A 22,815-nucleotide genomic window follows, 5' to 3' on the forward strand; every position below is an offset into this window, starting at 1 on the left:
GCACGCTGACGCGGACCGATCTCGGACCAGCACAGGGAGGCGACATCAATGCCAACCATCGTGATCATCGGAGGCGGCCTGGCCGGAGCCAAGGCAGCCGAGACACTGCGGGAAAAGGACTTCGACGGCAAAGTGGTGCTGTTCGGCGCCGAAGAGCGGCTCCCGTATGAGCGACCGCCATTGTCCAAGGAGTTCCTGGCGGGCAAGAAAACCCTCCACGACTTCACCGTGCACGATGGAGATTGGTATCGGGACAACAGGATCGACCTCCGCCCCGGAACCGACATCGACAAGATCGACGTCGCGGACAAGTCGGTGGGTCTTCCCGACGGCAGCACCCTTTCCTACGACAAACTCTTGCTGGCCACCGGTTCTCGATCACGTCGTCTCGACCTCCCCGGCGCCGACGCGGACGGTGTCCACTATTTGCGGACCATCGACGACGCCCAGCGGTTGAGCGATGCGATCACCCACAAGACCCGGGTCGCCATCGTCGGTGGCGGCTGGATCGGACTCGAGGTCGCGGCGAGCGCCCGCGAACGCGGCGCCGAGGTGACCGTCGCCGAGTTCGCCCCGCAGCCCCTGCTGGGTGCCCTCGGGCCAGAGGTCGCCGAGGTGTTCGCCGAAGTACATCGTGAACACGGGGTGGACCTGCGAACCGGTGTCGAGGTCGCGGAGATCATCACCGAGGACGGCGCCGCCCGGGGCCTCCGATTCGCGGGCGGCGACACCGTCGATGCCGACGTGGTACTGATCGCGGCCGGTGCCGTCCCCAATCTCGAACTCGCGGAGGCAGCCGGGCTGGCGACCGCCGACGGCGGCGTGCTCGTCGGCGCCGGCCTCCAGACCAGTGATCCCGACGTGTTCGCGGTCGGCGACATCGCGAACGCCGAGCACCCGCTCCTGCACACGCGGGTGCGTACCGAACACTGGGCCAACGCGCTGAACCAGCCGGCGGTGGCGGTCGCCAACATGCTCGGCGGCAGCGAAGAGTACTCGAATCTCCCGTACTTCTTCACCGACCAGTTCGATCTGGGCATGGAGTACACCGGACTGTCGACCGGCTATGAACAAGTGGTGTTCCGCGGCGACGTCCCGGGACGGGAGTTCGTCGTGTGCTGGCTCGACGGCGACGCCCACGTGCTCGCCGGGATGCAGGTCAACGTCTGGGATCAGCTCGAAGGGATCAAGGAACTCATCACGGCCCGGACCTCAGTGGACACCGAGAAGCTCGCAAACCCGAATGTGGCGCTCGCCGAACTCATCTCGTGACACTCGGAGGCAGCATCCGAGTCCATGCCTTTCGGGTCGAATCGGGCGGGACTCAGCCCACCGCCCCGGCCACCTCGGTCCCGTCCGTCGCCGTGTCCGCACCGGCGGCCCTCGGATTCTCGTTTGCGCCGTGCAGGAATGCTCACCACCGCGAGCCGGTCGCCGGCAGGTGCTTTCGATAGCTGACGAGCACCGCCAGGGTCGAGATGACCAGCAGCACGACGAGTGCCGTCAACAGTTCGATGGTGGTGAACGGCGGCGTCAGTGCGGCGAGGATCGTCGGGACGACGAACCCCAGGTAGGCAACGGCATAGAACACCCCGGTGAGCTTGGCCAGGTCCGCGGCCGGCGCGATCCGCTGGACCTCGAGAAGACCTGAGACGAGGCCGATTCCGAAGCCGGCTCCGAAGACCACGCTGGCCACCGCACCGACGATCAGCTGATCCGTCGCCACCGCCGCCATCATCACCAGCATGCCGACGGTCAGCGTCGCGAGTGAGACCACGATCCCCCGGGCACTGGAGGACGAGTCGATCCGCTTGGCGACCGGCTGGATGAGCGCACCGGAGACCAGCGCGATGACGCTGAGCATCGTCGCGTAGGCGAGACCCAGTCCACCGGCCGCATCCCCGAGCAGGACCGGAAGGTATCCATAGGCGAGCCCGCATGCCACGAAAAGCCATGGGCCGCAAACGACCACCACACGAAGGAATCGTCGGTGCCGAGCCGACGGCACCGCCATACGGGTCCGCAGAGGCGGGCGGACCGCGTCGGGAACGCTCGTCTCGGGCGCGCGCCGGACGAGCCAGAGGAAGGGCAACGTCACCACCACGTGGATCGCGTAGGGCAATACCTCGGGCCACGGCCCCCACTGCGCGATGCTGCCCGCCACGAGGGCACCCAACGCCGACCCCAGAGTGAAGGCGAGCGACGCGCGGCGCGCACCGGACCCGGCGTCGGCGGTCATGTCGTACGGCGCTCCGGACATCTCCTTGAGCCAGGTGGTCCCGACGGCCATCGCGGTGCCGACCGTCATACCCGAGACCAGACGGCCGAGATAGATGGGGACGGAACCGAGTTCACCGAGGGCGAGGAGCACACTCCCGGCCAGACCGAAACAGACCGCCCAGAACATCGGAATCCGCCGGCCGACATGGTCGGACACCGCACCTGCGATGATCAGCGCCGGTGCGAGCCCGGCCACATAGACACCCAGGAAGCTCGTGACCGTCCCGGCCGAATAGTGCTCGGCCTCCTTGTACAGCAGCAACATCGGACTGAACTGGTTGCCCGCCCACGAACAGACGAACACCGCCCCGAACACAAGAACCCATGGCGGGACCGTGCGGCCGGGCGCGACGTCGACGGCGGCTGAACGTGGCTGCGTTCCCAGGCTCATATCGCACCCTGATAGCGATCGAGATGGGTGTCGAGTGAGTCGGCGAATCGAGCCGCGTCACTGCGCAGGAAGCAATCCGCGAGCTCCCGATGGTCGTCGTAGGACGACATCAGATTCGCGGGGTCGACGCGGAGCAACAGATTGCGCAGGCGCTGCTGGCGACTTCGCAGCTCCTCGTAGAAGTGTTGCGCCACCGGGTTGCCGGAGGCCTCCACCATCAGCGCGTGGAAGTCGTCGTCGGCCGCGACGAATCCGGACACGTCCCCGGCGTCGACGTGGTGGCGCTGCCGTTCCAGGTTCTCCGTGAACAGGCCGGCAAAACGTTCGGCAGGACCACCGGTCGCGAACACCTGGGCTGCCGACGCCGATTCGATGCCCTTGCGCATGGCCAGGACGTCTTCGGCCTCGCGGTGCGTCATCGGCCGGACGATCGCACCCTTCCGCGAGACGAGTTCGATCAGCTGCTCGGCACTGAGCAGGAGGAACGCCTCATGGACGGGGGTCCGGCTGATCCCGAGCTCGGCGCCGATGGCTCCCTCGCTCACCAGCGCACCCCCGGGCAGGTCTCCGCTGATGATCCGAGCCTTGGTGTGGGCATACGCACGCTCGGCGGCGACGGGCCCGGTGGTCGTGGTCATGCGGGCACCTTACCCCTTGCATACAAGCTTGCATGCAAGGGGTGTTCTCAGAGCAGTCCGCCGATCGCCCCACTCAGTTTCTCGGGCTTGGTGGTCGGCGCGAACCGATCGACGACGGTGCCGTCACGGCCGATGAGGAACTTGGTGAAGTTCCAGTTGATCCGCCCACCGAGCAACCCACGCTTCTCCGAACGCAGCCACGCATAGAGCGGATGCGCTTCGGATCCGTTGACGTCGATCTTCGCGAACATCGGGAACGTGACGTCGTAGGTCAGCGAGCAGAAGTTCTTGATCTCGTCCGCATCGCCCGGTTCCTGGTGCGCGAACTGGTCACACGGAAATCCGAGCACTCGCAACCCCTGGTCGGAGTACTTGCGGTGCAGGGCCTCGAGTCCTTGGTACTGCGGTGTGAATCCACACTTCGAGGCGGTGTTGACGACGAGGAGCGGCAGCCCGGCGTATCCGGACAACGGAACCGGGTTGCCGTCGATGTCGTCAGCGGTGAAGTCATAGGCGGTGGTCATGATCTCTCCCCGTGGTCGCGCATCGGAAGACGCGGATGCGTCTAGGTGTAGGCGGACCGGCCCAGTATCGCATCGCAGGCCGCGACCCCCTCGGTGATGCCGCGCTGGAAAGCCCTTCCTCGCTCGGCGCCGGTGCCGTGCGTCGGCCGGTCGGTCGGCCGGTCGGCCGGTCGGGCAGCGAATACATGAATGCCACGGCCTGGGTGAGATCGACAGGCGACAGGTGGACCTCGCCGATCGGCCAACTCCATCCGGCCCCCGACCAGCAGTCGCAGGCGAACTCCAGACGCCGCACCTCATCGGCCGGACCGAAGACGGTGGTGGACACCGGCTTCAACCCGACGCTTTCCTGAACACCATGACTCGATTCGTGGACGAAGGTGGTCGCGGCCCGGCTTCGCGATGATATGAGAGCAGCATCCGTCTCGGGATTGACGAACGTGGTCTTGTGACAGTTGTGGAGCCCGAGATTGATCAGTCTCTCGAGTTCGGCATAGACGACGCAGACATCACCGGTGTCGATATTCCACGAGATCCCTGCGCCCGGGTTCTGAACCATCACCGTCTCCGGGATCACCGAGGTCCGCTTCCGGGAGACGAGCCACAGCTTCGTCAGCGCCACTGCGCACGACACGTTCTTCGCGGCGGTCTGCTCACTGTGGCACGCAGCGAGATCGGGCTCGACGACGACCGTCCGGAACGGTGCCGCATGGGCGCTCGACTGATAGCCGAGGACAGTCGTGGTGGCGCACAACAGCACTGCCACGACAAGGGCCGAACCGCGTCATCGCTGCCTCGTTCCCGCCGGCGACCCACGCCATGATCGAGCCTGCCGGACGTCTCAACGGTAGTGAGACCCACGACCGTCGCACTAGAGTCTGAACATGCGATTCGGCATCTGCATCTTGCCCGACCGACCTTGGCGGCACATACGTCCACTATGGCAACGTGCCGAGGAGATGGGTTTCGACCATGCATGGACCTATGACCACCTCGTGTGGGGCGGCCTGCCCGATTCGCAATGGTTCTCCTGCATCCCGACGTTGACCGCCGCTGCCGGAGTCACGTCCCGCATCAGCCTCGGCGCCTTTGTGATCTCCCCGAACTTTCGGCATCCCGCGTCCCTGGCGCGTGAGGTGCAGACCGTCGCCGACATCTCCGACGGTCGACTGCTGGTCGGGCTCGGTGCGGGCGGATCACCGGACGACACGATCCTCGGACAACCCGATGTCACGACTCGCCGGCGCGTCGACCGGCTGCAAGAATTCGCCCTCCTGCTCGACCGCATGCTGACCGACGACCATGTGAGCGCGCAGGGCGAGTACTTCGCGGTCCGGGACATGCGACTCGTGGGCGGCTCCGTCCGAGATCGCGTCCCACTTGTCTTGGCCGGTAACGGCCCCCGCTCGGTCCGGTTCGCGGCAGGGCACGCAGACGGATGGGTGACAACCGGCGCAGGCGCGGATGACCTCGACGACTGGTTCGGCGGTGTGGCACGTAATTGCCGGATATTCGAGGAGACCGTGGCCGCTCGGTCCGATGGCAAGGCCGTCGACCGGTATCTCAGCGTGGACTCATCTCCCCGGAACTCATTGGAGAGCGTCGGACTGTTCGACGAAATCGTCGGCCGGGCAGACGAACTCGGATTCACCGATGTGATCGTGCACTGGCCGAGAGACACCGACCCGTACCGGGCACGCCTGGAGGTGCTGGAGGCGATCGCCGAGCGGGGCCTCTCCTGACCTGACGCGTGCGCGGCCGGACAACCGGAATCCGTACGGACTCCGACCCGGTTGTGACCTGCCACACAGATCGAGTATCGTCGGCGATAAGTCAAGTGACTCACAATTCCGACGTGCTCAGGGGAGGGCAGCATGGAAGCGGAACTCACGACCAATGAACTCGTCTCGATCCTGGTAAGGCAGGCCGTCGCCGATGTGCTGGGGCTACCACCGACCGCACTCGACGCCGCCACCCCGCTGTCCGAGTACGGCCTCGACTCGATCTCGACCGTCGACCTGACCGTCCAGCTGGAGGAGGTCTTCGACATCCTCATTCCGCATCGGGACACCCGGACGCTCACCACCGTCGACGGCATCATCGACTACATCGAGAAGCTCGGCTGCTGATCCGACCGGACCCGCACAGGGGACACTGACCGTTCTCGAGATCATCGGAAAGCCGGGAACGCCGGCGTCACCGAAATCGCCGAAGAACTGGGCATACGCAAGTCGACGGCGTCGTGGGACAGAGCTGCTCGATTGCATGGAGTCGGACGCCGAGCTGAACCCGCGCACGTGACTGCGGATGGGGCAGCGTCCGTGAGGGATTGGAGCTTTGACGTCGTCTGCTGCGGCCGGGATGAGGCGGCGACCCGGATCCGGCGGCTGAGCATCTGACCCGCGGTGCTGTGGCGGCCCGCCGGCCACCGTCGCAGTAGGCTCGGTCCCGTGAGTGTTCGCGCAGGAATACTGGTGACGGGAACCGAGGTCCTGACGGGCCGCGTGACGGATCTGAACGGACCGTGGGTGTCGACCCGGTTGCTGGCGCTGGGCGTCGACGTCGCACACATCACGGTCTGCGGCGATCGCCCCGACGACCTGGCCGCCCAATTGCGTTTCCTCGCGGACCAAGAGGTCGATCTCATCGTCACCACCGGCGGACTCGGACCGACCGCCGATGATCTCACCGTCGCGACGGTCGCCGACTTCTGCGGACTCGAACTGGCCCTCGACATCGAACTCGAGGCCCACATCGCCGACATCATCCGCCGCTGGCAGCGTCGCCCCGCCGGCGAGGCGACGTCCGGACCCACCCGCGCCGGAATTCGCAAGCAAGCCCTGGTACCCGAAGGCGCACAATCGATCCCGCCGACCGGCACCGCCCCCGGGGTCGCGATCGCCGGCAGCGGCGCCCGGCCGGCGATCCTGGTACTTCCCGGTCCGCCGCGGGAGTTACAGGCGATGTGGCCCGATGCGCTGCAGACGGCACCGATGACCGCGGCGCTGTCCGCACGGACCGAGTCGCGACAGGAGACGATCCGCGCCTACGGACTGTCCGAAGCCGAGCTCGCCGAGTCCCTGCGGGCCGCCAACGACCAGATCTCCGGATTCGACGGACTCGAGATCACCACCTGCCTGCGTCAGGGCGAGGTCGAGATGGTCACCCGTTTTGCGGCCGATCATGCGCCCGCCTACGCCGAGATGGCAGAGCTGATCAGGAACGCCCACTCACGACAGATCTTCTCGACCGACGGCACGACGATCGACGATCAGGTGGCGACCGCACTCGCCGGCCGCCGGATTGCGACCGCGGAATCCTGCACGGGCGGCATGATCGCGGCACGGCTCACCGATCGGTCCGGGTCGTCGGCGTATGTGGTCGGCGGAGTGGTGTCGTATGCGAACGAGGCAAAGACCGGTCTCCTCGACGTCCCGGCCGCACTGATCGCCGAGCACGGTGCCGTCAGCGAACCGGTCGCCTCGGCGATGGCCGAGGGCGCACTGCGCCGCCTCGACGTCGACACGGCGGTGTCGACGACCGGCGTTGCCGGCCCGGGCGGCGGAACCGAACTCAAGCCGGTCGGCATGGTCTGCTTCGGCGTCGCGATCTCCGGACAACCCACCATGACCGTCACCCGGCGGTTCCCGGGCGATCGTGCGTCGGTCCGTGCGCTCGCCACCACTGCGGCAATGCACCTGATCGCGGACGGTGTGGCCGGGAGTAAGAAGGGCGAGCAGCCCGCGCCCGACGACACCCGCGGAACATGAGGCATCATCATGTTCGTGGTGGCATCGCGGAGTGACCAGACGGCACGGACCCAGGAGCGGTTGCTGGTGACGGCCGAGCGACTGTTCGCGCTGCATGGGATCGCGTCCGTGTCGAGTCGACAGATCAGCAAGGCCGCCGGGCAGGGAAACAACTACGCGGTCGGGCATCACTTCGGTGACAAGACAGGTCTGATCCGAGCCATCCTCGAGACGCACAACGCCCGGATCGACGTGATCCGGGGCGAACGACTCGGCGATCTCGGGGAGGCCGCCGACGTTCGTGACTGGATCGAATGCCTGATCCGCCCCGAGATCGAACACCTCGTCAGTTTGGGCGCCACGTCGTATTACGCACGGTTCTGCGCCCACATGGCGGCCGATCCGCAGACCGGGTCTCTGCTGTACGAGTCCGTCGCCGTGTCGCACCCGCTCACGGAGGTGATGACAGGGTTCTACCGGGTCCTTCCGACGATTCCCAAGCGCGTCATGGATGCGCGGGTGAGCATGTCCCAGAACATGATCATCCACTCGTTGGCCGACATCGAGCGATCGATCGAGGAGTCGCCCACGGAAGCAGCGAGCGTCGCCGACAGGTGGTCTGACCACTGCGATCTCCTGATCGATGGAGCCGTCGGCCTCTGGCTCGCGCCGACGAAGAATCCCTGACGACTCACTCACCGGGCTCGTTCGGGTTGTGAACCGAGTCACAGTATCGGCTCAAAGCCTTTTATATCTCAGTCACATGACTGATCATGATTCGGGTTGGTCGTCGCTGACTGCCGGTCGCGGAGGGGGGAACATCACCGTGCCGAGCGAGATCAACAGACGATCGGCCGAGACGAATCCGCATGGGGGTCACAAGCGGTCCTGATGCCGAACGCGGCTCGTGGATGGCCGGGATCGCCACGGGGAACGTCGAACAGCCTTTGGCACACCTCAGGCGTGGACCCGTCGCCCGCCACCACACGCGGTGGAACGGCACCTGCAATCTGTCCGCATGACGTCAGATCCTGGCGCGATCAAGGAGTTTCACCGATGACTGTGACCCGACGTTCGTTTCTCACCGGCGCAGCCGTGGCCGGTGCTGCGAGCCTTCTCCCTGCCACGGCCACCGCGGCCCCCGGCGCCGGTCGCGGCGTTCGGCTGACCCGGGAGAATCATCGGGCGATCGTCGTGGGGTCGGGATTCGGTGGCGGGGTCACCGCCCTGCGACTCACCGAGGCGGGTGTTCCGGTCCTGATGCTCGAACGCGGAAAACGATGGCCAACGGGCCCCAACTCGAACACCTTTCCGCTGGCGACCGCCCCGGACAAGCGTTTCCTGTGGCACAAGTCGACCGGCCAGATCCTCGGCACGAAGTTCGAATTCGAGCCCTATCTGGGTCTCGTCGATGCGGTCGTCGGAGACAACATGACGGCGCTGGCCCCGGCAGGCCTCGGCGGTGGATCGCTGGTCTACCAGGGGATGACGCTGCAGCCCGCCGAGCACGTGTTCAACGAGTACCTGCCCGAACAACTCGACTGGCAGACTCTGAACCGGGTGTACTACCCGCGGGTGGCCCGAATGCTGCAGATCGAGACGGCGCCCGACGCCCTGATCCGTAGCAAGAACTATCTCGCCGCACGTGTGTTCGCCCGGAACGCGCGCCGCGCGGGCCTTCCCGTTTCCAAGATCCCGATGCCGATCGATTGGAATTACGCACTCGCCGAGCTCCACGGGAAGATGAAGCCGTCCTACACCAACGGCGCCGGTGCCATGGGGGTGAACAACGGCGGCAAGCACAGCGTGGACGTCACCTACATCAAGGCGGCGGAGGCCACCGGGCTACTGACAATCGAGACGATGCATGAGGTCACCGACGTCGCTCGCGCGGCGAACGGCCACTGGCAGGTCCACGTCGACCGCACGGATCTCACCGGCAAGGTGCTCGAACGGAAGATCCTCACCACCCCGACCCTGGTCATGGCCGCGGGCAGCGTGCACACCACCCGACTGCTCGTGCGAGCTGCCGCCAACGGCGGTATCCCCGATCTGCCCGACGCCGTCGGACGCGGATGGGGCACGAATGCCGACCGGATCTACGTGTGGAACAGCCCTACTGACGCCTTCGGTACCGAGCAGGGCGGGCCGGTGGTTTACGGCTCGCTGAACTGGAAGAACGCGAGCACGGCACACACGGTCATCCAGGCAGCCATCCCGCCGATGCCCATCGACGCACACAGCACCATGATGGTCGGCTACGGCGTCAGCCGGGATCGCGGACATTTCGCCTTCGACTCGGGGCGCGGCGATGCCTTCCTGAAGTGGCCGAAGAACGGCGATTCCAAAATCCACCTCAACAGCATCGAACCCACCGCCAAACGCATCGCCGGGCCGACCGGACGACTCATCGATACCAACGCCGTGGTCAACAGCACGTGGCACAGCCTGGGCGGTGCGTGCATGGGATCTGTCTGCGATCTCGACGGCCGGGTGCACGGCCAGCGTGGCCTGTACGTCATCGACGGCGCGCTGCTGCCCGGTACCGCGGCCGCCTGCAACCCGTCGATGACCATCGCGGCGCTCGCCGAGCGCGCCCTCGACAACATCGTCGCCAAGGACGTCGGGACGACCATCTGATCGGGATCGGGCGAAAGGGGAAGGGCGGGAATCACACCTCCGCCCCTTCCAACTTATAGCGCGGCCCCGGGCTTGCCGCAAGGGCGGGGGTGCCGGGCACAATGGTTACCTCCCCACCGCCGGGGAGATGGACCACCGCCGCAGCGGGAGCAGCCGTCACCGTTGACGGCGTCGAGATGTGCACGCGCATAGGGCAATCGCCACCCGACACTTCCCCGACCGGCGGCCTCACCGACCTCCGGAGTCGCCACACATGCCGCCCAGCACCACCAGTGCGTTCGACCTGACCCGTCACCCTGCCAAAGCCAACCCGACGCTCATCGCCGACGACGAGCGGCACTTCGCCGCGATGGCCCGCCGCCTGGAGCAATCCATCGCCGACCTGTCCGCACGCCTCGACGTCCTGCGTCGGGCACCCGGAGGTCACGGGCGCCAGGCGTTGGACCGCGACCTCGAGGTGCACCAACTCGGCAAGCGGTTGCGGACACTGCGTCGTTACAGCCTGGACCTCTGCCTCGGCCGGGTGATCATCGATGGTGACGAGCCCCAGTACATCGGCCGGATCGGCCTGACCGACGCGACCGGCCGTCAACTGCTCATCGACTGGCGCACGCCCGCCGCGGCACCGTTCTTCGCCGCGACCCACGCCGACCCGATGGATGTGGTGAGCCGGCGACGATACCGGTGGGCGCACGGCCGGATCAGCGACTACTGGGACGAGGTGTTCTCCACCGAAGGTCTCGACGGTCATGTCGTCCTCGACGACGACTCGGCATTCATCGCAGGTCTCGGCGCGAGCCGGTCACCGCGGATGCGTGACGTCCTCGGCACGATCGCCGCAGACCAGGACGCCATCATCCGCGCGAGTTCACGTGGTGCACTCGTCGTCGACGGCGGCCCAGGGACCGGGAAGACCGTCGTCGCGCTGCACCGTGCGGCCTACCTCCTCTACGCGGATCCGCGTTTCGCCGGCAACCGGGGAGGCGTGCTCGTGGTCGGACCCCACGAGCCCTATCTCGCCTATGTCGCGGATGTGCTCCCTGGCCTCGGCGAGGAGAGTGTGCAGACCTGCACCCTGCGTGATCTGTTACCCGAGGGTATGTCGGCGTCGGATGAGACGGATCGTGAGGTTGCCCGCCTCAAGGCGTCGGTGGATATGATCGCGGCAATCGGACCTGCTGTCCGGTTCTACGAGGAGCCGCCCACCGATCCCCTTCTGGTCGAGACCCCGTGGTCCGAGGTCTGGGTCACCACCGCCGACTGGGCCGAGGCGTTCGGGGCCCCCGAGCCGGGCACTCCGCACAACGAGGGCCGCGACGAGGTGTGGGAGTCGCTGGTCTCGATCATCCTCGACAAGCACAGCGGCGGCGGCGTGCCCAAGGCGCGACTGCGTAAGTCGTTGGCGCAGCACGATGAACTCGTCACGGCCTTCAACCGATCCTGGCCGATGCTCGAAGCGGCCGATCTCGTCGGGGACCTGTGGTCGGTTCCAGCCTATCTGCGCATGTGCGCTCCCCAGCTGTCCCCCGGCGAGGTCCGGACGCTCCAGCGCCGGATTCCGAACGCGTGGACGGTGTCGGATCTGCCTCTCCTGGACGCGGCGCGCCTGCGTCTCGGCGACGCGACCGCCTCGGTCCGTCGACGGCGGCGTGAGTCGGTGCTGGCCGCCGAGCGGGAGCGAATGGATCAGGTGGTGACCGATCTTCTCGACGCCCACACCCATGACGACGGCGAGGGGGTGATGCCGATGCTGCGCGGCGCGGACATGCGCAACAGCCTCGTGGATGACACCGCCTCTCCGACAATGGATACGGATGCACTCGCCGGCCCGTTCGCCCATCTCATCGTCGACGAGGCGCAGGAGCTGACCGACGCGGAATGGCAGATGCTGCTGTCCCGCTGCCCTTCTCGAAGTCTCACCGTGGTCGGTGACCGCGCCCAGGCGCGGCACGGGTTCACCGAGAGCTGGCAGGAGCGGCTCGAACGGATCGGGGTCCGCGAGGTCACCATGGCATCCCTGTCGGTGAACTATCGGACACCGGAGGAGGTCATGGCCGTGGCCGAACCGGCCATCCGCGCGGAGCTCCCCGACGCGAATGTGCCCACGTCCATCCGTCGCAGCGGCATCCCCGTCGTCGAAGGCCCCGCGGCCGAGCGCGACGCGATTCTCGATCGATGGCTGGCCGCACACGACGAGGGAACCGTCTGTGTCATTGGCGATCCCACGTTCGTCGAGCGTCCGCGGGTGCGGTCCCTCACACCCGAACATACGAAGGGGCTCGAGTTCGACCTGGTCGTCATCATCGATCCAGAGGGGTTCGGGAGCGGCATCGAAGGTGCGGTCGATCGCTATGTCGCAATGACGCGGGCCACGCAGGAGTTGGTGATCCTGCGTGGCACGTCATGAACGACCGGACGCGCGCTGGCCACGTGAACCAGGTCGACAGCTACTGAACCAGGTCGAGGTCGTCGGGTGTGAGGATTTCGACTGTGATTCCGTCGTGTACGAGTCGGGTGAAGCGCAGGGGTCCGCCGTATCGGTAGTCGGGTGGGGCCACTTCTTTTGGGCGCGTGGGGGTGTCACCTGAGAGTCCGTGGTTTCGCAGGTGGTGTCGGAGGGTGTCGGCGATGTGGTTGCGCCGGTTGATGCGTGGTGGGTTGGGTGGTCCGGTGCCGTTGGTGTTGCGGGTCCAGGCGGGGCGGCCGGCGTCGGGTCCGTCGGCGACGATGTGGGTGGTGAATTGTCCGGGTTTGTGTCCGACCATGCGGTTGTGGGTGGGACAGGCGGCGGCGAGGGCGTCGATGTCGGTGCGGCCGCCTTCGGCCCAGTCTTGTTCGGCGTGGTGGATGTCGGTGTGGCTGAACGGCATGTCGCAGTCGGGGTGGGTGCAGTGGGCGCCGTCGCGGGCGAAGAGCGCGAATCGTTGGGCTTGGTTGGCGAATCGTTTCGCGGTGCCCAGGTGCAGGATTTCGCGGGTGTGGTCGGCGAACACGGCCAGGTGTAGGTCGGCGTGGGCGGCGAGTTCGACGATGTCGGCGATGGGCAGGGAGGCGCCGGTGGTGGTGTGGCCGAGGCCGGCCCGTTCGCGCAGTTCCTGTTCGGTGATCGCGATGATCAGGTGTGGGGGTAGTCCGCGGTGGCTGGCGCCGAGTCCACCGCTTGTCAGGATGTAGTCGAGCAGGGCGCGTAACGCGTCGTGGTTGCGTTGTTCGGGGGTGCGCGAATCGCGGGTGACGGCGGCGGCGAGGGCGTCGGGGTCGGCGTGGTCGCGTTGTCCGGTGGGTGATTGCTTGTCGTCGGGGTTGTTCATGCCGGGTGCGGCCCAGGCGGCGAGGACGACGTCGAACATGGCGCGGGTGGTCGGGTCCAGGGTGGCGGTCAGGCGGCTGAGCTGTTGGGCGTCTTGTTTGCTCAGTAGTAGGCGGCGTTGCCGGGCGCGGTCACGCTGGTCGGTCACGGTGCCGTCGGGGTCGAGGTGGCCCAGGATGCGGGCGCCGAGGTCGGTCAGTGTTTTCGGGGAGAAGTCGCGAGCGAAGTAGGCCAGACTGGCCTCGGCCGCCTCCACCAGATCGGGTGCCACCGCGGCCGGGATGCGTGCCATGGTGTTCACGATGGTTTGGACGTGGTCGGGTCCGATCGCACCTTCGGCCAGCGCGGCGGCGGTCTGCGGGTGGCGTGGTGCCAGTAATTCGCCGTGTAGGTTGTACATCTGCGAGACCGCGGCCATCTGTTCTTTGCGGTGGCGCAGGTCGCCGATGCGCAGCTTTTCGGCCATGAAGTTGTGCAGTGAGCGGTAGCCGGCGGTGGTGTGGGCGTCGCGGTCGCAGACATCCATGACTCGGCGGTGTCCGATCGAACTCATCCGCCGGGCGGCGCGTTCGTGTTCGGCGGCCACCGCCACCAGATCGGCGGGCGAGGCGCTGGTGGTGTCGACGCCGGCGATGCGGTCGAGCAGGTGATGGAACTCGCGGTAGAGCTCCACCACATTCTCACCGGCGGGCAGATCCCCGACCGAAGCCGCGGCGGCCGTGGCCAATTCGGCCTGTCGGTCTAGTAGTTCGTCATGACTGCGCGGATGATGTTGCTGAAACATGCCCTGCGGCAACCACTGGCCGGCCACCGCCGCCACATCCACGTCCTCGCCACCGTCATCGTCATCGATGGCCACATGATCAGGGTCGGACTCGCTCATGTGGCGGACCCCCCGATCCAATTAGTTCGAACGTATGTTCGAAGTCTAACAGGATTCGAGGCGCCCGCGCAAGAGCTTCAGTCAGTCAATGTTCACGCGCCGCATGCCCCCACCCGGTCACCGCTCCGCAGCGTCGAGTTCGGCAAACGTGTCGGCAACCCAATTCGCGACGAAGTCGCTCACATGACCGAGATCATCGAGGCCGATGTGTTCGGCACCGCCCTCATCCGCGGTGAAGATGCGCAATTCGCGCTTGGGGCTGTTGGTGGCCTGATCGAATGAACGTCGCGCCAAGTCGACCGGGATCTGTCGATCATTGGCGCCGTGTGCGATCAGAAAGGGGACGTCGATCTTCTCCACGACCCCGTCGAGGTGGATACCGTCGGCCATCTCTAGGAAGGCATCGAGGTCGGTCTCGCCCCAGACCCACATGACGTGATCCCAGTAGTGCGGCACCGGGCGCTCTCCCTCGCGCTCGACACGGCGGCGTTGCACCTGCCCCCAATTGTGGTTGGCACCCCAGGCGACGCACAGCGCGAGCCGCTTCTCGAATGCGGCGGCACGCGGCGCGTAATAGCCGCCGAGCGACCAGCCGACGATACCGATCCGCGAGGCGTCGATGGTGGGGTCCGCCTCCAGGAAATCGACGCACGCGGCGGCCCATTCCTCGGAGTTCACCTGCGAGGTGAGCCCCTGCTTGCGCAGTGCCTCACCCGATCCCGGGGTGTCGACCATCAGGGTCGCGATACCGCGCTCGGCCAACTCCTGGTTGTGCTCCGAGACATACATGTGCTCCTTGGTGCTGTCCAGACCGTTCCACTGGATCATCACCGGGGTGGGCCGGCCGTCGGTGGTCGCGGGCTTGGTGAAGTATGCGGGGAGAGTGGTGTCGCGGAAGGGGATTGCCACACGACGTGTCAGCGGGTCGTTCAGCTCGAAGGACAGCTCCATCAGGTCCAGGCACCGCTGATAGGTCGCCTCCCGTTCCGGAGTACCGGCCTGCTGCATACGTTCCGCTGTGATCAGGTAGTTGGCGGCCCGCACATACGCCTGCCCGGCTGTACGCGCGTGCCCCTTCTTGGCGTCGTCGTCGGCGGCGGACACCAACTGATCGACCATCGCCGTCCATGAGTTCAGGAAGTCGACGGTGCCGACGTCCTCGTTGCCCTTGGCGATGTCGAGGAGGGGGCGGCAGGCCCGGTCGACCTCGTCGATCCGTCCGCCGCTGTTGAGCGCGCCGACCACCGCGAAGTTCCATACGTAATTCTTGCCGGTGAAATATTCGAACATCGTCTACTCCTGGGTGTGGTGGTGAAAGATTTCGCTGTGGAGGTGGTCTCGATACGCTCGCTCGTACCTCGCGGGCTACTCGACCAGCGGGGTGGGCCGCTCGTTCGCGGGCTACCCGACCAACGGTGGGGTGGGCCGCTCGTTCGCGGGCACTCGACCAACGGTGGTGAGCACGCCCCTCTCGAGCTACTCGACCAGCGGCGGCCTCACCTGATGGCCATCGGGTTGATCGGCGACCCGACGGCGCCGGTGATCGGCAACGGTGGCGCCACGAGCATGAACTCGAAACGACCGTCCGCGCGGCATGCGGCGGCGAGTCCGTCGAGGTTCCACATCTCGCCGATATAGAGCCCGATATGGGGGATCACCACCTGATGCAAAGGCTGGAACGCGACGTCGAACTCGTTCGGGCGCACCTCGAATCCCCACGTATCCGTGGCGATCCCGGCGATGTCGTGCTCGCGCAACCAATCCGCGGTGGTGAACGACAGACCCGGGGCAGGCCCTCCGGCGTACTCGCCCCATCCGTCGCGCAGGGCACGGGTGAGCTGGCCGGTGCGCACGCACAGGAAGTCGGCTCGACCGACGGCCGAATCGGCTCCCTGCGCGGCGATGGTCCGGTCTAGATGCTCGGGCAGGATCGCGAAGCCGTCGGGTAGTTCCCCGTCGTCGCCGATCGCCCGCCCGACATCGAGGAGCACCCCGCGGCCGACCATGCGCTCGGCTGCGGTCTCGATGCCGGTGACCCGATCGCCTTCGGAGGTCACCACCTGACCGGATCGCCTGCCGTTCCACGCCCGACCGTGATCGAAGATGTGGCCCAGCCCATCCCATTGCGTCGAGCACTGCAGCGGCATCGCGATCACGTCGTCGGCCCCACCGAGTCCGTGCGGGAATCCCTGAATCCCGGCCTCTGCCTCGATGCCGGTGTCGAGCATGGTGTGCACCGGATTGGTGCGTCGTCGCCACCCCTTCTGCGGACCGTCCATGTCGAACGGCAATGCAAGACTGAGTGTTTCCCCGGTTCGCACCAAACCAGCCGCCCGCAGCCGGTCGGCGGCGGTGATGTGGTTGAGGGTGCCGTGAACGTCGTCCTCACCCCACCGGCCCCAGTTGGAGTTCCGAGCCGCCGCAGCGGCGATCGCGCCCTCGGGGTCGGTTCGATCCAGAACCGTCGACGATGGCCGGGTGGTCTCAGCGGTCATGTGCCATTCCTCTTGTCGTGGTCAGCGGCTGTCCGGCGTGCTCGGCCCGACGACGTTGCTGATCTGTGGTGCGTGGTACCGGCAGCGGCACTCCCGCGGGCCGTGGCGAGCCGATGGTGTTGCGCAGAGTTCCGATGACCTCGACGGTCAGCTCCACGACGTCACCGGGCTGTAGAGGCAATGGATCGAGAGTGCCGCGGCGACCCCATAGCTCGGCCAGACACCCCCCGTTGCCGATGGTCCCGGAACCCAGCACATCACCGGGCCGGACCGCGCTGTCCCGCGAGGCAAAAGCCACCATCGCCGCAAACGACCAGCCCATGTTGGCGGTGACGTCGGAACCGATTTCCTCGCCGTTGACGCGCACGGTGCAGGCGAGGTCCAGAAACCCGTCGTCGTCGACGTGATCGGTGAACTCGTCGGCGGTCACGATGACCGGGCCGAGCGAGTTCGCGAAATCCTTGCCCTTGGCCGGACCGAGTCCGATCTCCATCTCCCGTCGCTGCAGGTCGCGCGCCGACCAATCGTTCAGGATGGTGTAGCCGAAGATATGATCGGCGGCCGCACCGACCGCGACATCGCTGCCCGCGGTACCGACGACCGCAGCCACCTCGAGCTCGAAGTCGAGTTGCTCGGAGCCACCCGGGGCCCTGACGACGTCGTCCGGACCGACCACCGCATACGGGTTGGTGAAGTAGAAATGCGGTGCGTCACACCAGGCGTCAGGTACGCCGTCTGCCCCCTGCATGGACGCACGAACACCTTCGACGTGTTCGGCGAACGTGACGAAGTCCCGGATGCTGGGCGGTTGCAAGGGAGCCTCGAACGCAACATCCGAGTGGCCGATGCGACGGCCACGCGCAACGGCGCGAGCACCTTCGGCCAATGCATCATCGAGACCCTGCCCGATCACGTCGAGCATCTGCCTGCCCTGACCGAGGAGGTGGACGGCGTCATCGGTGACCACCGCGGCGCTCGTGTCGCCGTCTACGGTGACGGTCGCGAATCTCATGCTGTTGTCCTCTCTCTGACGAAGTTGTCGTGAAGTCGCGTCACACCGGCGGCGCCACGAACAGTCCCTTGTCCGGATCGTTGAAGGACCGGCTCGCGACGAATTCGTTCATCGCATTCGCGGTGCCCCACTGGTCGGCAACCTCGGGCCGGGTGAAGTCGAGCAGGTGCGGATGCCACGTGTCCTCATCGAGGATCTCGAGTTCGGTGGTGTACTCCATCGTGTTCCCGTTGGGGTCCAGGAAGTAGGAGAAGGTGTTGTTGCCGGCCATGTGTCGGCCGGGGCCCCAGATCTTCTCGGTTCCGGACCGCAGCAACCGCCCGGTACCTCTCATGTACTCGTCGATGCCACGCAACTCGAACGACGCGTGGTGCAGCGCGACGTGCGGCCCGCGCGCGATGGCGAGCGAGTGGTGCATCGCGTTGGTGCGCAGAAACCACATCATCCGGCCCATCCGGGGGTGCATGAGTATGTCCGACACGCGGAATCCGAAGTGGCGTTCGTAAAAGGCGACCGTCGCCTCGGGGTCCGGGGTGTTGATCACGACGTGCGACAGTTTCACCGGGATGGATTCCCCCGCTTCGATCTTGCGGTGCTCGCGGACAGCCACATCCGCGGAGATCTCGATCGTCCTGCCGTCGACGTCGAAGAAGCGGAAACCGTAACCGCCGCCTGGTGTCTGCAGCGTGCCGGGTTCACCGATCAGGTCGACGCCGGAACGTCCCAGGCGCAACGCGAGATCGTCGACGGCCTGGTCGTCGGCGGCGCCGAAGGAGATGAGGTCGAGACGCTTGTCCGCGGATCGGCGAACCCGTACCGCGTACTTCTCGGGCGATCCTTCGGCGGCCAGATAGGTGACGTCACCGTCGGTACCGACCTCGGAAAGGCCCCAGTTCTGGGTGTAGAACTCGACCTGCTTGTCGTGCTCCGGTACGGCGATGCCGATGTGACGCAGATGGGTGAACGCGTACTGCGAGGGTGCGTCGGGGTCGGTGTCGTGAATGGTGTCCGTGGTCATGGTGAGCTCCAGATCATCAGTAGCAGAAGTGAATCAGGCGGGGATGGTGAGCATCGCGCCGATCCGGTGCATGAGGCCAGGGACGTCGCCCTGTTCGTGGTCGAGCATCCAGCGCCCGAGCTGGACCGACGAATCGACGACGGTCTTGGCGCGCTCGAGCCGGCGGTCGGTGAACTCCTGCCACATGACATCGTCGAGGTCGTGGTGCTTCCCGACCACGTCGGCCAGCACCGCGGCATCCTCCAATGCCTGTGCCGCACCTTGAGCCAAGGTGGGCGGACAGCTGTGCGCGGCATCGCCGATCAGCACAACCCGACCCCGATGCCACGGGCCGTCCACCACATGGGATTCGAAGCGGGTGTAGTTGATGCGGGAGGTATCGGTCATTCCGGCGCGGATGTCGTCCCAGGGTCCGTGATAGTCGGCGGCCAACGTCCGCATGGTCTCGAGGGCCTCGTCCGGTGTCAGCGCACTGCGGTCCTGCGCATCTTCGACCAGGTAGGCGTACAAGGTGTCCTGACCCGTCGGGCAGTATCCGGCGATGTAGCAGGTGCCCCCGTAGGTCAGGTCGGTACGAGTCACCGATTCCGGCCGCGGCGCGAAGACCCGCCAGATGCCCATCCCAGTGCTCTGGGGTTCGACGTCGATCCCGATGTGGGCTCTTGTCCAGGACCGGAGACCATCGGCACCGACCACGAGGCCGTAACGGCCGTTCGTCTGGTCGTCGAATGTTGCGGTCACGCCGGTGTCGTCCTGATCGAGTGCGTGGACGCAGACCCCGAACCGCGCCTTCACTCCGAGGGACGCGGCACGCTCGAGCAGAATTCGCGCGAGTGTCGGCCGGTACATACCCATGGTCGCCGGCAGGTCCTCACCTCCGGTGCGAGCATCGGGCAGTTCCGCGAGCAGGGTTCCGTCGGGCGCCCGGAAGCCCAGCGTGTCAAAGCAGTAGCCGTGTGACCTGGCCTCGTCCCAGACACCCAGGTCACGCAAGACGCGCAAGGCATTGCCCTGCAGCGTGATCCCCGACCCCAGCGCCGACACATCGGGTTTGACGTCGACGAGGTCGACGTCGATCCCGCGCTCGGCGAGCAGGATCGCGGTCGCGGTCCCGGCGACTCCGGCGCCGATGACGAGAACGTTCAGTGGTGACATCGCTGCAACTCCTGTTGGTGTGGTGCCAACCACATTGAGGCGCCGGTCACTATTTGGGAACACCAAGTTGCCGATAAGATATATAGCCATGAGTGATAGTGGTGTGCACGCAGGGACGACGCGGCAACTGCGTAATCTGGACCTGAACCTGCTGGTCGCACTGGACGCACTGCTCGACGAGCGCAACGTCTCACGAGCCGCGCAACGTCTGGGCGTGAGCCAGCCGAGCGCGAGTGCCGCCCTGGGGCGACTGCGCAGGCACTTCGACGATCCGCTGCTGAGGCGATCCGGAAATCGCTACGAGCTCACGCCGCTGGCAGCTCATCTGAGACCGCTTGCCGTCAGTGCGATCCAATCCGTGCAGCGCGTGTTCGACGCCGCCCCGACCTTCGATCCCGAAACCGCCGACCGCACGTTCACGCTGGTGGTGACCGACTACGGTGCGCTGCGGGTGGGCGAACCGCTCGCCCGCCTCTTGCACGAACGAGCACCAGGCGTGCAGTTACGTCTCGAGCAGAACACGCCCTACGCGGTCGATCACGCCGACGACACGCTCCGCGCCGTCGACGGCATCGTGATGCCACACGGATTCATCACCGGCATGCCCGCGATCGATTTCCCGACCGACGACTGGGTCTGCGTCTGTTCGGCGGACAATGCCGAGATCGGGGACCAGCTGACCCTCGACGACCTGAGGCGATCGCCGTGGGTGGTGACCTTTCACGGCCCGACCGCATTCACTCCGGCCTTGCGTCAACTCCAGATCCTCGGCGTCGAACCGAGGATCGACGTCGTCGTCGAATCCTTTCTGGCCGTGCCGTTTCTGGTCACCGGCACCCGACGAGTCGCCCTTCTGCAGAAGTCGCTTGCCGAACGCCTTCGACCGATCGACGGCGTGCGGGTGGTGCCGTGCCCCGGCGATATCGCTCCGCTGAAGGAAGCGCTGTGGTGGCATCCGATTCACACTGCGGATCCGGCCCATGCGTGGTTGCGGGGTGTGGTCGAAGAAGTAGCGGGGCGCTGACACGTCGCACCGCCCATAGACCGTCTCGATACCGGTTATCAGCGATCACTTCTTCCCCGACGTCGGCGATTGCAGCGATCCTGAGTGCCGATCAGGAGGACTCGATGACAGATCTGACAGGCCGGACCATCGTGGTGACGGGTGCCGGTGGCGGCATCGGCGCGGCGATCGGCCGGCGGATCGCCGCCGCGGGTGCGCGAGTCGTCGGACTCGACTCTGCCCGGAGCGATGGTGTGCGTGCCTTCGACGTCACCGATCCGAACCTCTGGGCCACCCTGTCCGACGAGCTCGGGACCGATGGGGTCCATGGACTGGTCAACTGCGCGGGCATCACTCGCCGTGCACGCTTGGACGCCGTGACGGTCGACGACATGAGCGCCGCGTACTCGGTGAACGTGATCGGTCCCATGCTGGCGATCCAGGCGCTGTCGCCGCTGATGCCGCCGGGCTCCTCCATCGTCAACATCGGCTCGATCGCCGCCCTCACCGCTCATTATCCGGTCGCGTACACGACGAGCAAGTGGGCGCTGCGGGGACTCACGCATACTTCAGCACTTGCCCTCGGCGAGAAGGGAATTCGCGTGAACATCGTGCATCCCGGCTTCATCGACACCTCGATGACCGCATCCGCACCGACCGAGTTCCGTACATCGTCGATCGCCGAGACCGATCTCGGCCGGGCGGGTACCCCCGACGAGGTCGCGGGAACCGTCGAGTATCTCCTGGGGGATGCCGCCACGTACACCACCGGTGCCGAGATCACGGTGGACGGCGGCGCGACGTCGCACGGCGGCGTCAAGTCGATCTCCGATGCCCTCCTGCGTTCCGCGCGATGACAGCGTCGCGCGGACGTCTGGGCGGCAAGGTCGCGGTGATCACCGGAACCGCAAGCGGGCAAGGCCGCGAGGCCGCACAGCGATTCGCGGCCGAGGGCGCGACCGTGTATGGATGCGACATCGACAGCGTGCGCGGCGCCGCGACCGTCGACCTGGTGACCGCCGCGGGCGGGACGATGGTCGGTACGCACCCGGTCGATCTGACCGATGAGGACGCGGTCTCCCGCTGGATCACCGGTATCGGCGAGATGACCGGGCGCATCGATATCCTTTATGCGAACGCCGGATTCGCCACCTTCGCCCCGATCGAGCAGATCACCATCGAGGAGTGGCATCTCGTGATGTCGCACGAGGTGGATCTGGTGTTCCTGCCGGTCAAGCACGCGTGGAAGTATCTGTCCGCCAGTAGATCCGGCTCGATCATTCTCGTCGGCTCGACGGCCGGGGTCACAGGATCGGTCACCAACACCCGTCTGGCACACACCGCGTCGAAGGGCGCCGTGGTCGCGATGACGAAACAGATCGCGGCCGAGGGTGCGCCGGTCGGCATCCGTGCCAATTGCATCAGCCCGGGAATGATCCGCACAGCTCAATCGGAGGCAACGCTTCTCGACGATCGCCACCCGATGCACCAGATAGCTTCGGCCATCCCGCTCGGACGGATCGGCACCCCTGCCGACGTCGTCAACTATGCGGTCTTCCTCGCGTCAGACGAATCCGGATATGTCACCGGAACGAATCTCATGATCGACGGCGGCCGGTCGGCGGTGCTCCCACACTGATCCCGGCCGTTGACGGACACCTTCCGAAACGACTCTGGCCGCACCCCATGTTCCGAGAGGAACAGAAGGTGCGGCCAG

General features: G+C 66.3%; 20 protein-coding genes. 10 read left to right on the plus strand and 10 right to left on the minus strand.

The genetic code is table 11. From position 1 onward, the window contains the following. Window positions 1–48: 48 nt before the first annotated feature. A complete protein-coding gene (locus tag ACPXCG_RS15450) occupies window positions 49–1,272 on the plus strand; it encodes an NAD(P)/FAD-dependent oxidoreductase (RefSeq protein ID WP_425792872.1) in 1,224 nt (407 codons plus the stop codon). 142 nt (window positions 1,273–1,414) lie between these two features. On the opposite strand, the gene ACPXCG_RS15455 is transcribed toward ACPXCG_RS15450, so the two are convergent. From ACPXCG_RS15455 to ACPXCG_RS15470, 4 genes are read right to left on the minus strand one after another with little or no spacing between them, the layout of a single operon-like run. Further along, window positions 1,415–2,671: an MFS transporter gene (locus ACPXCG_RS15455; protein ID WP_425792873.1), complete on the minus strand. Its 1,257-nt coding sequence runs from the start codon at window positions 2,669–2,671 to the stop codon at window positions 1,415–1,417. After that, the gene (locus tag ACPXCG_RS15460; RefSeq protein ID WP_425792874.1) at window positions 2,668–3,309 is read right to left on the minus strand and encodes a GntR family transcriptional regulator; all 642 of its coding nucleotides are present in this window, start codon (window positions 3,307–3,309) and stop codon (window positions 2,668–2,670) included. The genes ACPXCG_RS15455 and ACPXCG_RS15460 overlap by 4 nt, the downstream gene beginning before the upstream one ends. A gap of 47 nt (window positions 3,310–3,356) precedes the next feature. After that, window positions 3,357–3,833 carry a glutathione peroxidase gene (locus tag ACPXCG_RS15465; RefSeq protein WP_425792875.1) on the minus strand — a complete coding sequence of 159 codons (477 nt, stop codon included), beginning with the start codon at window positions 3,831–3,833 and terminating at the stop codon, window positions 3,357–3,359. Beyond that, entirely contained in the window at window positions 3,817–4,599 is a 783-nt protein-coding gene (locus tag ACPXCG_RS15470) for a hypothetical protein (protein ID WP_425792876.1), read from the minus strand. Before ACPXCG_RS15470 ends, ACPXCG_RS15465 begins: the two co-directional genes overlap by 17 nt. 118 nt (window positions 4,600–4,717) lie before the next feature. Here ACPXCG_RS15470 and ACPXCG_RS15475 point away from each other — a divergent pair, with 118 nt between their 5' ends. The 6 genes from ACPXCG_RS15475 to helR all read left to right on the plus strand — a co-directional run bounded on the left by ACPXCG_RS15475 (window position 4,718) and on the right by helR (window position 12,629). Continuing rightward, window positions 4,718–5,575 carry an LLM class flavin-dependent oxidoreductase gene (locus ACPXCG_RS15475; RefSeq protein ID WP_425792877.1) on the plus strand — a complete coding sequence of 286 codons (858 nt, stop codon included), beginning with the start codon at window positions 4,718–4,720 and terminating at the stop codon, window positions 5,573–5,575. A gap of 132 nt (window positions 5,576–5,707) precedes the next feature. Continuing rightward, entirely contained in the window at window positions 5,708–5,962 is a 255-nt protein-coding gene (locus ACPXCG_RS15480) for an acyl carrier protein (protein WP_425792878.1), read from the plus strand. A gap of 321 nt (window positions 5,963–6,283) precedes the next feature. Next, complete coding sequence (locus ACPXCG_RS15485; protein WP_425792879.1) at window positions 6,284–7,603, plus strand: competence/damage-inducible protein A; 1,320 nt, start codon at window positions 6,284–6,286, stop codon at window positions 7,601–7,603. A 9-nt stretch (window positions 7,604–7,612) separates the two neighbouring features. Next, window positions 7,613–8,269: a TetR/AcrR family transcriptional regulator gene (locus ACPXCG_RS15490; protein WP_425792880.1), complete on the plus strand. Its 657-nt coding sequence runs from the start codon at window positions 7,613–7,615 to the stop codon at window positions 8,267–8,269. Between the two features lie 369 nt (window positions 8,270–8,638). After that, the gene (locus tag ACPXCG_RS15495; protein WP_425792881.1) at window positions 8,639–10,222 is read left to right on the plus strand and encodes a GMC family oxidoreductase; all 1,584 of its coding nucleotides are present in this window, start codon (window positions 8,639–8,641) and stop codon (window positions 10,220–10,222) included. Window positions 10,223–10,475: 253 nt separating this feature from the next. Further along, window positions 10,476–12,629, plus strand: a complete 2,154-nt coding sequence (gene helR, locus ACPXCG_RS15500; protein WP_425792882.1) for an RNA polymerase recycling motor ATPase HelR — start codon at window positions 10,476–10,478, stop codon at window positions 12,627–12,629. A 40-nt stretch (window positions 12,630–12,669) separates the two neighbouring features. Here the strand turns inward: helR and ACPXCG_RS15505 are convergent, their stop codons facing one another. From ACPXCG_RS15505 to ACPXCG_RS15530, 6 genes are all read right to left on the minus strand, one after another. Then, window positions 12,670–14,415, minus strand: a complete 1,746-nt coding sequence (locus ACPXCG_RS15505; protein WP_425792883.1) for a DUF222 domain-containing protein — start codon at window positions 14,413–14,415, stop codon at window positions 12,670–12,672. 117 nt (window positions 14,416–14,532) lie between these two features. Then, on the minus strand, window positions 14,533–15,705 hold the full coding sequence (locus ACPXCG_RS15510; RefSeq protein WP_425792884.1) for an alpha/beta hydrolase family protein: 1,173 nt from the start codon (window positions 15,703–15,705) through the stop codon (window positions 14,533–14,535). 206 nt (window positions 15,706–15,911) lie between these two features. Continuing rightward, window positions 15,912–16,910 (minus strand): cyclase family protein, encoded by a 999-nt coding sequence (locus tag ACPXCG_RS15515; protein ID WP_425792885.1) that lies wholly within the window; start codon window positions 16,908–16,910, stop codon window positions 15,912–15,914. Beyond that, window positions 16,900–17,922 carry a fumarylacetoacetate hydrolase family protein gene (locus tag ACPXCG_RS15520; protein WP_425792886.1) on the minus strand — a complete coding sequence of 341 codons (1,023 nt, stop codon included), beginning with the start codon at window positions 17,920–17,922 and terminating at the stop codon, window positions 16,900–16,902. Before ACPXCG_RS15520 ends, ACPXCG_RS15515 begins: the two co-directional genes overlap by 11 nt. Window positions 17,923–17,962: 40 nt before the next feature. Further along, complete coding sequence (locus ACPXCG_RS15525) at window positions 17,963–18,940, minus strand: VOC family protein (RefSeq protein WP_425792887.1); 978 nt, start codon at window positions 18,938–18,940, stop codon at window positions 17,963–17,965. A 33-nt stretch (window positions 18,941–18,973) separates the two neighbouring features. Continuing rightward, a complete protein-coding gene (locus ACPXCG_RS15530) occupies window positions 18,974–20,185 on the minus strand; it encodes an FAD-dependent oxidoreductase (protein ID WP_425792888.1) in 1,212 nt (403 codons plus the stop codon). Between ACPXCG_RS15530 and ACPXCG_RS15535 the strand changes: the two genes are divergently transcribed. The 3 genes from ACPXCG_RS15535 (at window position 20,184) to ACPXCG_RS15545 (ending at window position 22,737) form a co-directional block, all read left to right on the plus strand. After that, window positions 20,184–21,119 carry a LysR family transcriptional regulator gene (locus ACPXCG_RS15535; protein WP_425792889.1) on the plus strand — a complete coding sequence of 312 codons (936 nt, stop codon included), beginning with the start codon at window positions 20,184–20,186 and terminating at the stop codon, window positions 21,117–21,119. The two genes, ACPXCG_RS15530 and ACPXCG_RS15535, sit on opposite strands and share 2 nt — an antisense overlap. A 104-nt stretch (window positions 21,120–21,223) precedes the next feature. Beyond that, on the plus strand, window positions 21,224–21,955 hold the full coding sequence (locus ACPXCG_RS15540; RefSeq protein ID WP_425792890.1) for an SDR family NAD(P)-dependent oxidoreductase: 732 nt from the start codon (window positions 21,224–21,226) through the stop codon (window positions 21,953–21,955). Beyond that, on the plus strand, window positions 21,952–22,737 hold the full coding sequence (locus tag ACPXCG_RS15545; protein WP_425792891.1) for an SDR family NAD(P)-dependent oxidoreductase: 786 nt from the start codon (window positions 21,952–21,954) through the stop codon (window positions 22,735–22,737). Before ACPXCG_RS15540 ends, ACPXCG_RS15545 begins: the two co-directional genes overlap by 4 nt. Window positions 22,738–22,815 lie beyond the last annotated feature (78 nt).

Origin of the sequence: Gordonia sp. DT218 (assembly GCF_049847105.1) — a bacterium.
Classification (GTDB): domain Bacteria; phylum Actinomycetota; class Actinomycetes; order Mycobacteriales; family Mycobacteriaceae; genus Gordonia.

What these genes read in the sequence shown, in the direction of transcription:
- ACPXCG_RS15535 (WP_425792889.1), top strand. Translation starts at nt 20,184, where the DNA reads ATGAGTGATAGTGGTGTGCACGCAGGGACGACGCGGCAACTGCGTAAT.
- ACPXCG_RS15495 (WP_425792881.1), top strand. Translation starts at nt 8,639, where the DNA reads ATGACTGTGACCCGACGTTCGTTTCTCACCGGCGCAGCCGTGGCCGGT.
- ACPXCG_RS15520 (WP_425792886.1), bottom strand. Translation starts at nt 17,922, where the DNA reads ATGAGATTCGCGACCGTCACCGTAGACGGCGACACGAGCGCCGCGGTG.
- ACPXCG_RS15490 (WP_425792880.1), top strand. Translation starts at nt 7,613, where the DNA reads ATGTTCGTGGTGGCATCGCGGAGTGACCAGACGGCACGGACCCAGGAG.
- ACPXCG_RS15510 (WP_425792884.1), bottom strand. Translation starts at nt 15,705, where the DNA reads ATGTTCGAATATTTCACCGGCAAGAATTACGTATGGAACTTCGCGGTG.
- ACPXCG_RS15525 (WP_425792887.1), bottom strand. Translation starts at nt 18,940, where the DNA reads ATGACCACGGACACCATTCACGACACCGACCCCGACGCACCCTCGCAG.
- ACPXCG_RS15475 (WP_425792877.1), top strand. Translation starts at nt 4,718, where the DNA reads ATGCGATTCGGCATCTGCATCTTGCCCGACCGACCTTGGCGGCACATA.
- ACPXCG_RS15455 (WP_425792873.1), bottom strand. Translation starts at nt 2,671, where the DNA reads ATGAGCCTGGGAACGCAGCCACGTTCAGCCGCCGTCGACGTCGCGCCC.
- ACPXCG_RS15515 (WP_425792885.1), bottom strand. Translation starts at nt 16,910, where the DNA reads ATGACCGCTGAGACCACCCGGCCATCGTCGACGGTTCTGGATCGAACC.
- ACPXCG_RS15480 (WP_425792878.1), top strand. Translation starts at nt 5,708, where the DNA reads ATGGAAGCGGAACTCACGACCAATGAACTCGTCTCGATCCTGGTAAGG.
- ACPXCG_RS15505 (WP_425792883.1), bottom strand. Translation starts at nt 14,415, where the DNA reads ATGAGCGAGTCCGACCCTGATCATGTGGCCATCGATGACGATGACGGT.
- ACPXCG_RS15545 (WP_425792891.1), top strand. Translation starts at nt 21,952, where the DNA reads ATGACAGCGTCGCGCGGACGTCTGGGCGGCAAGGTCGCGGTGATCACC.
- ACPXCG_RS15540 (WP_425792890.1), top strand. Translation starts at nt 21,224, where the DNA reads ATGACAGATCTGACAGGCCGGACCATCGTGGTGACGGGTGCCGGTGGC.
- ACPXCG_RS15460 (WP_425792874.1), bottom strand. Translation starts at nt 3,309, where the DNA reads ATGACCACGACCACCGGGCCCGTCGCCGCCGAGCGTGCGTATGCCCAC.
- ACPXCG_RS15465 (WP_425792875.1), bottom strand. Translation starts at nt 3,833, where the DNA reads ATGACCACCGCCTATGACTTCACCGCTGACGACATCGACGGCAACCCG.
- ACPXCG_RS15450 (WP_425792872.1), top strand. Translation starts at nt 49, where the DNA reads ATGCCAACCATCGTGATCATCGGAGGCGGCCTGGCCGGAGCCAAGGCA.
- ACPXCG_RS15530 (WP_425792888.1), bottom strand. Translation starts at nt 20,185, where the DNA reads ATGGCTATATATCTTATCGGCAACTTGGTGTTCCCAAATAGTGACCGG.
- helR (WP_425792882.1), top strand. Translation starts at nt 10,476, where the DNA reads ATGCCGCCCAGCACCACCAGTGCGTTCGACCTGACCCGTCACCCTGCC.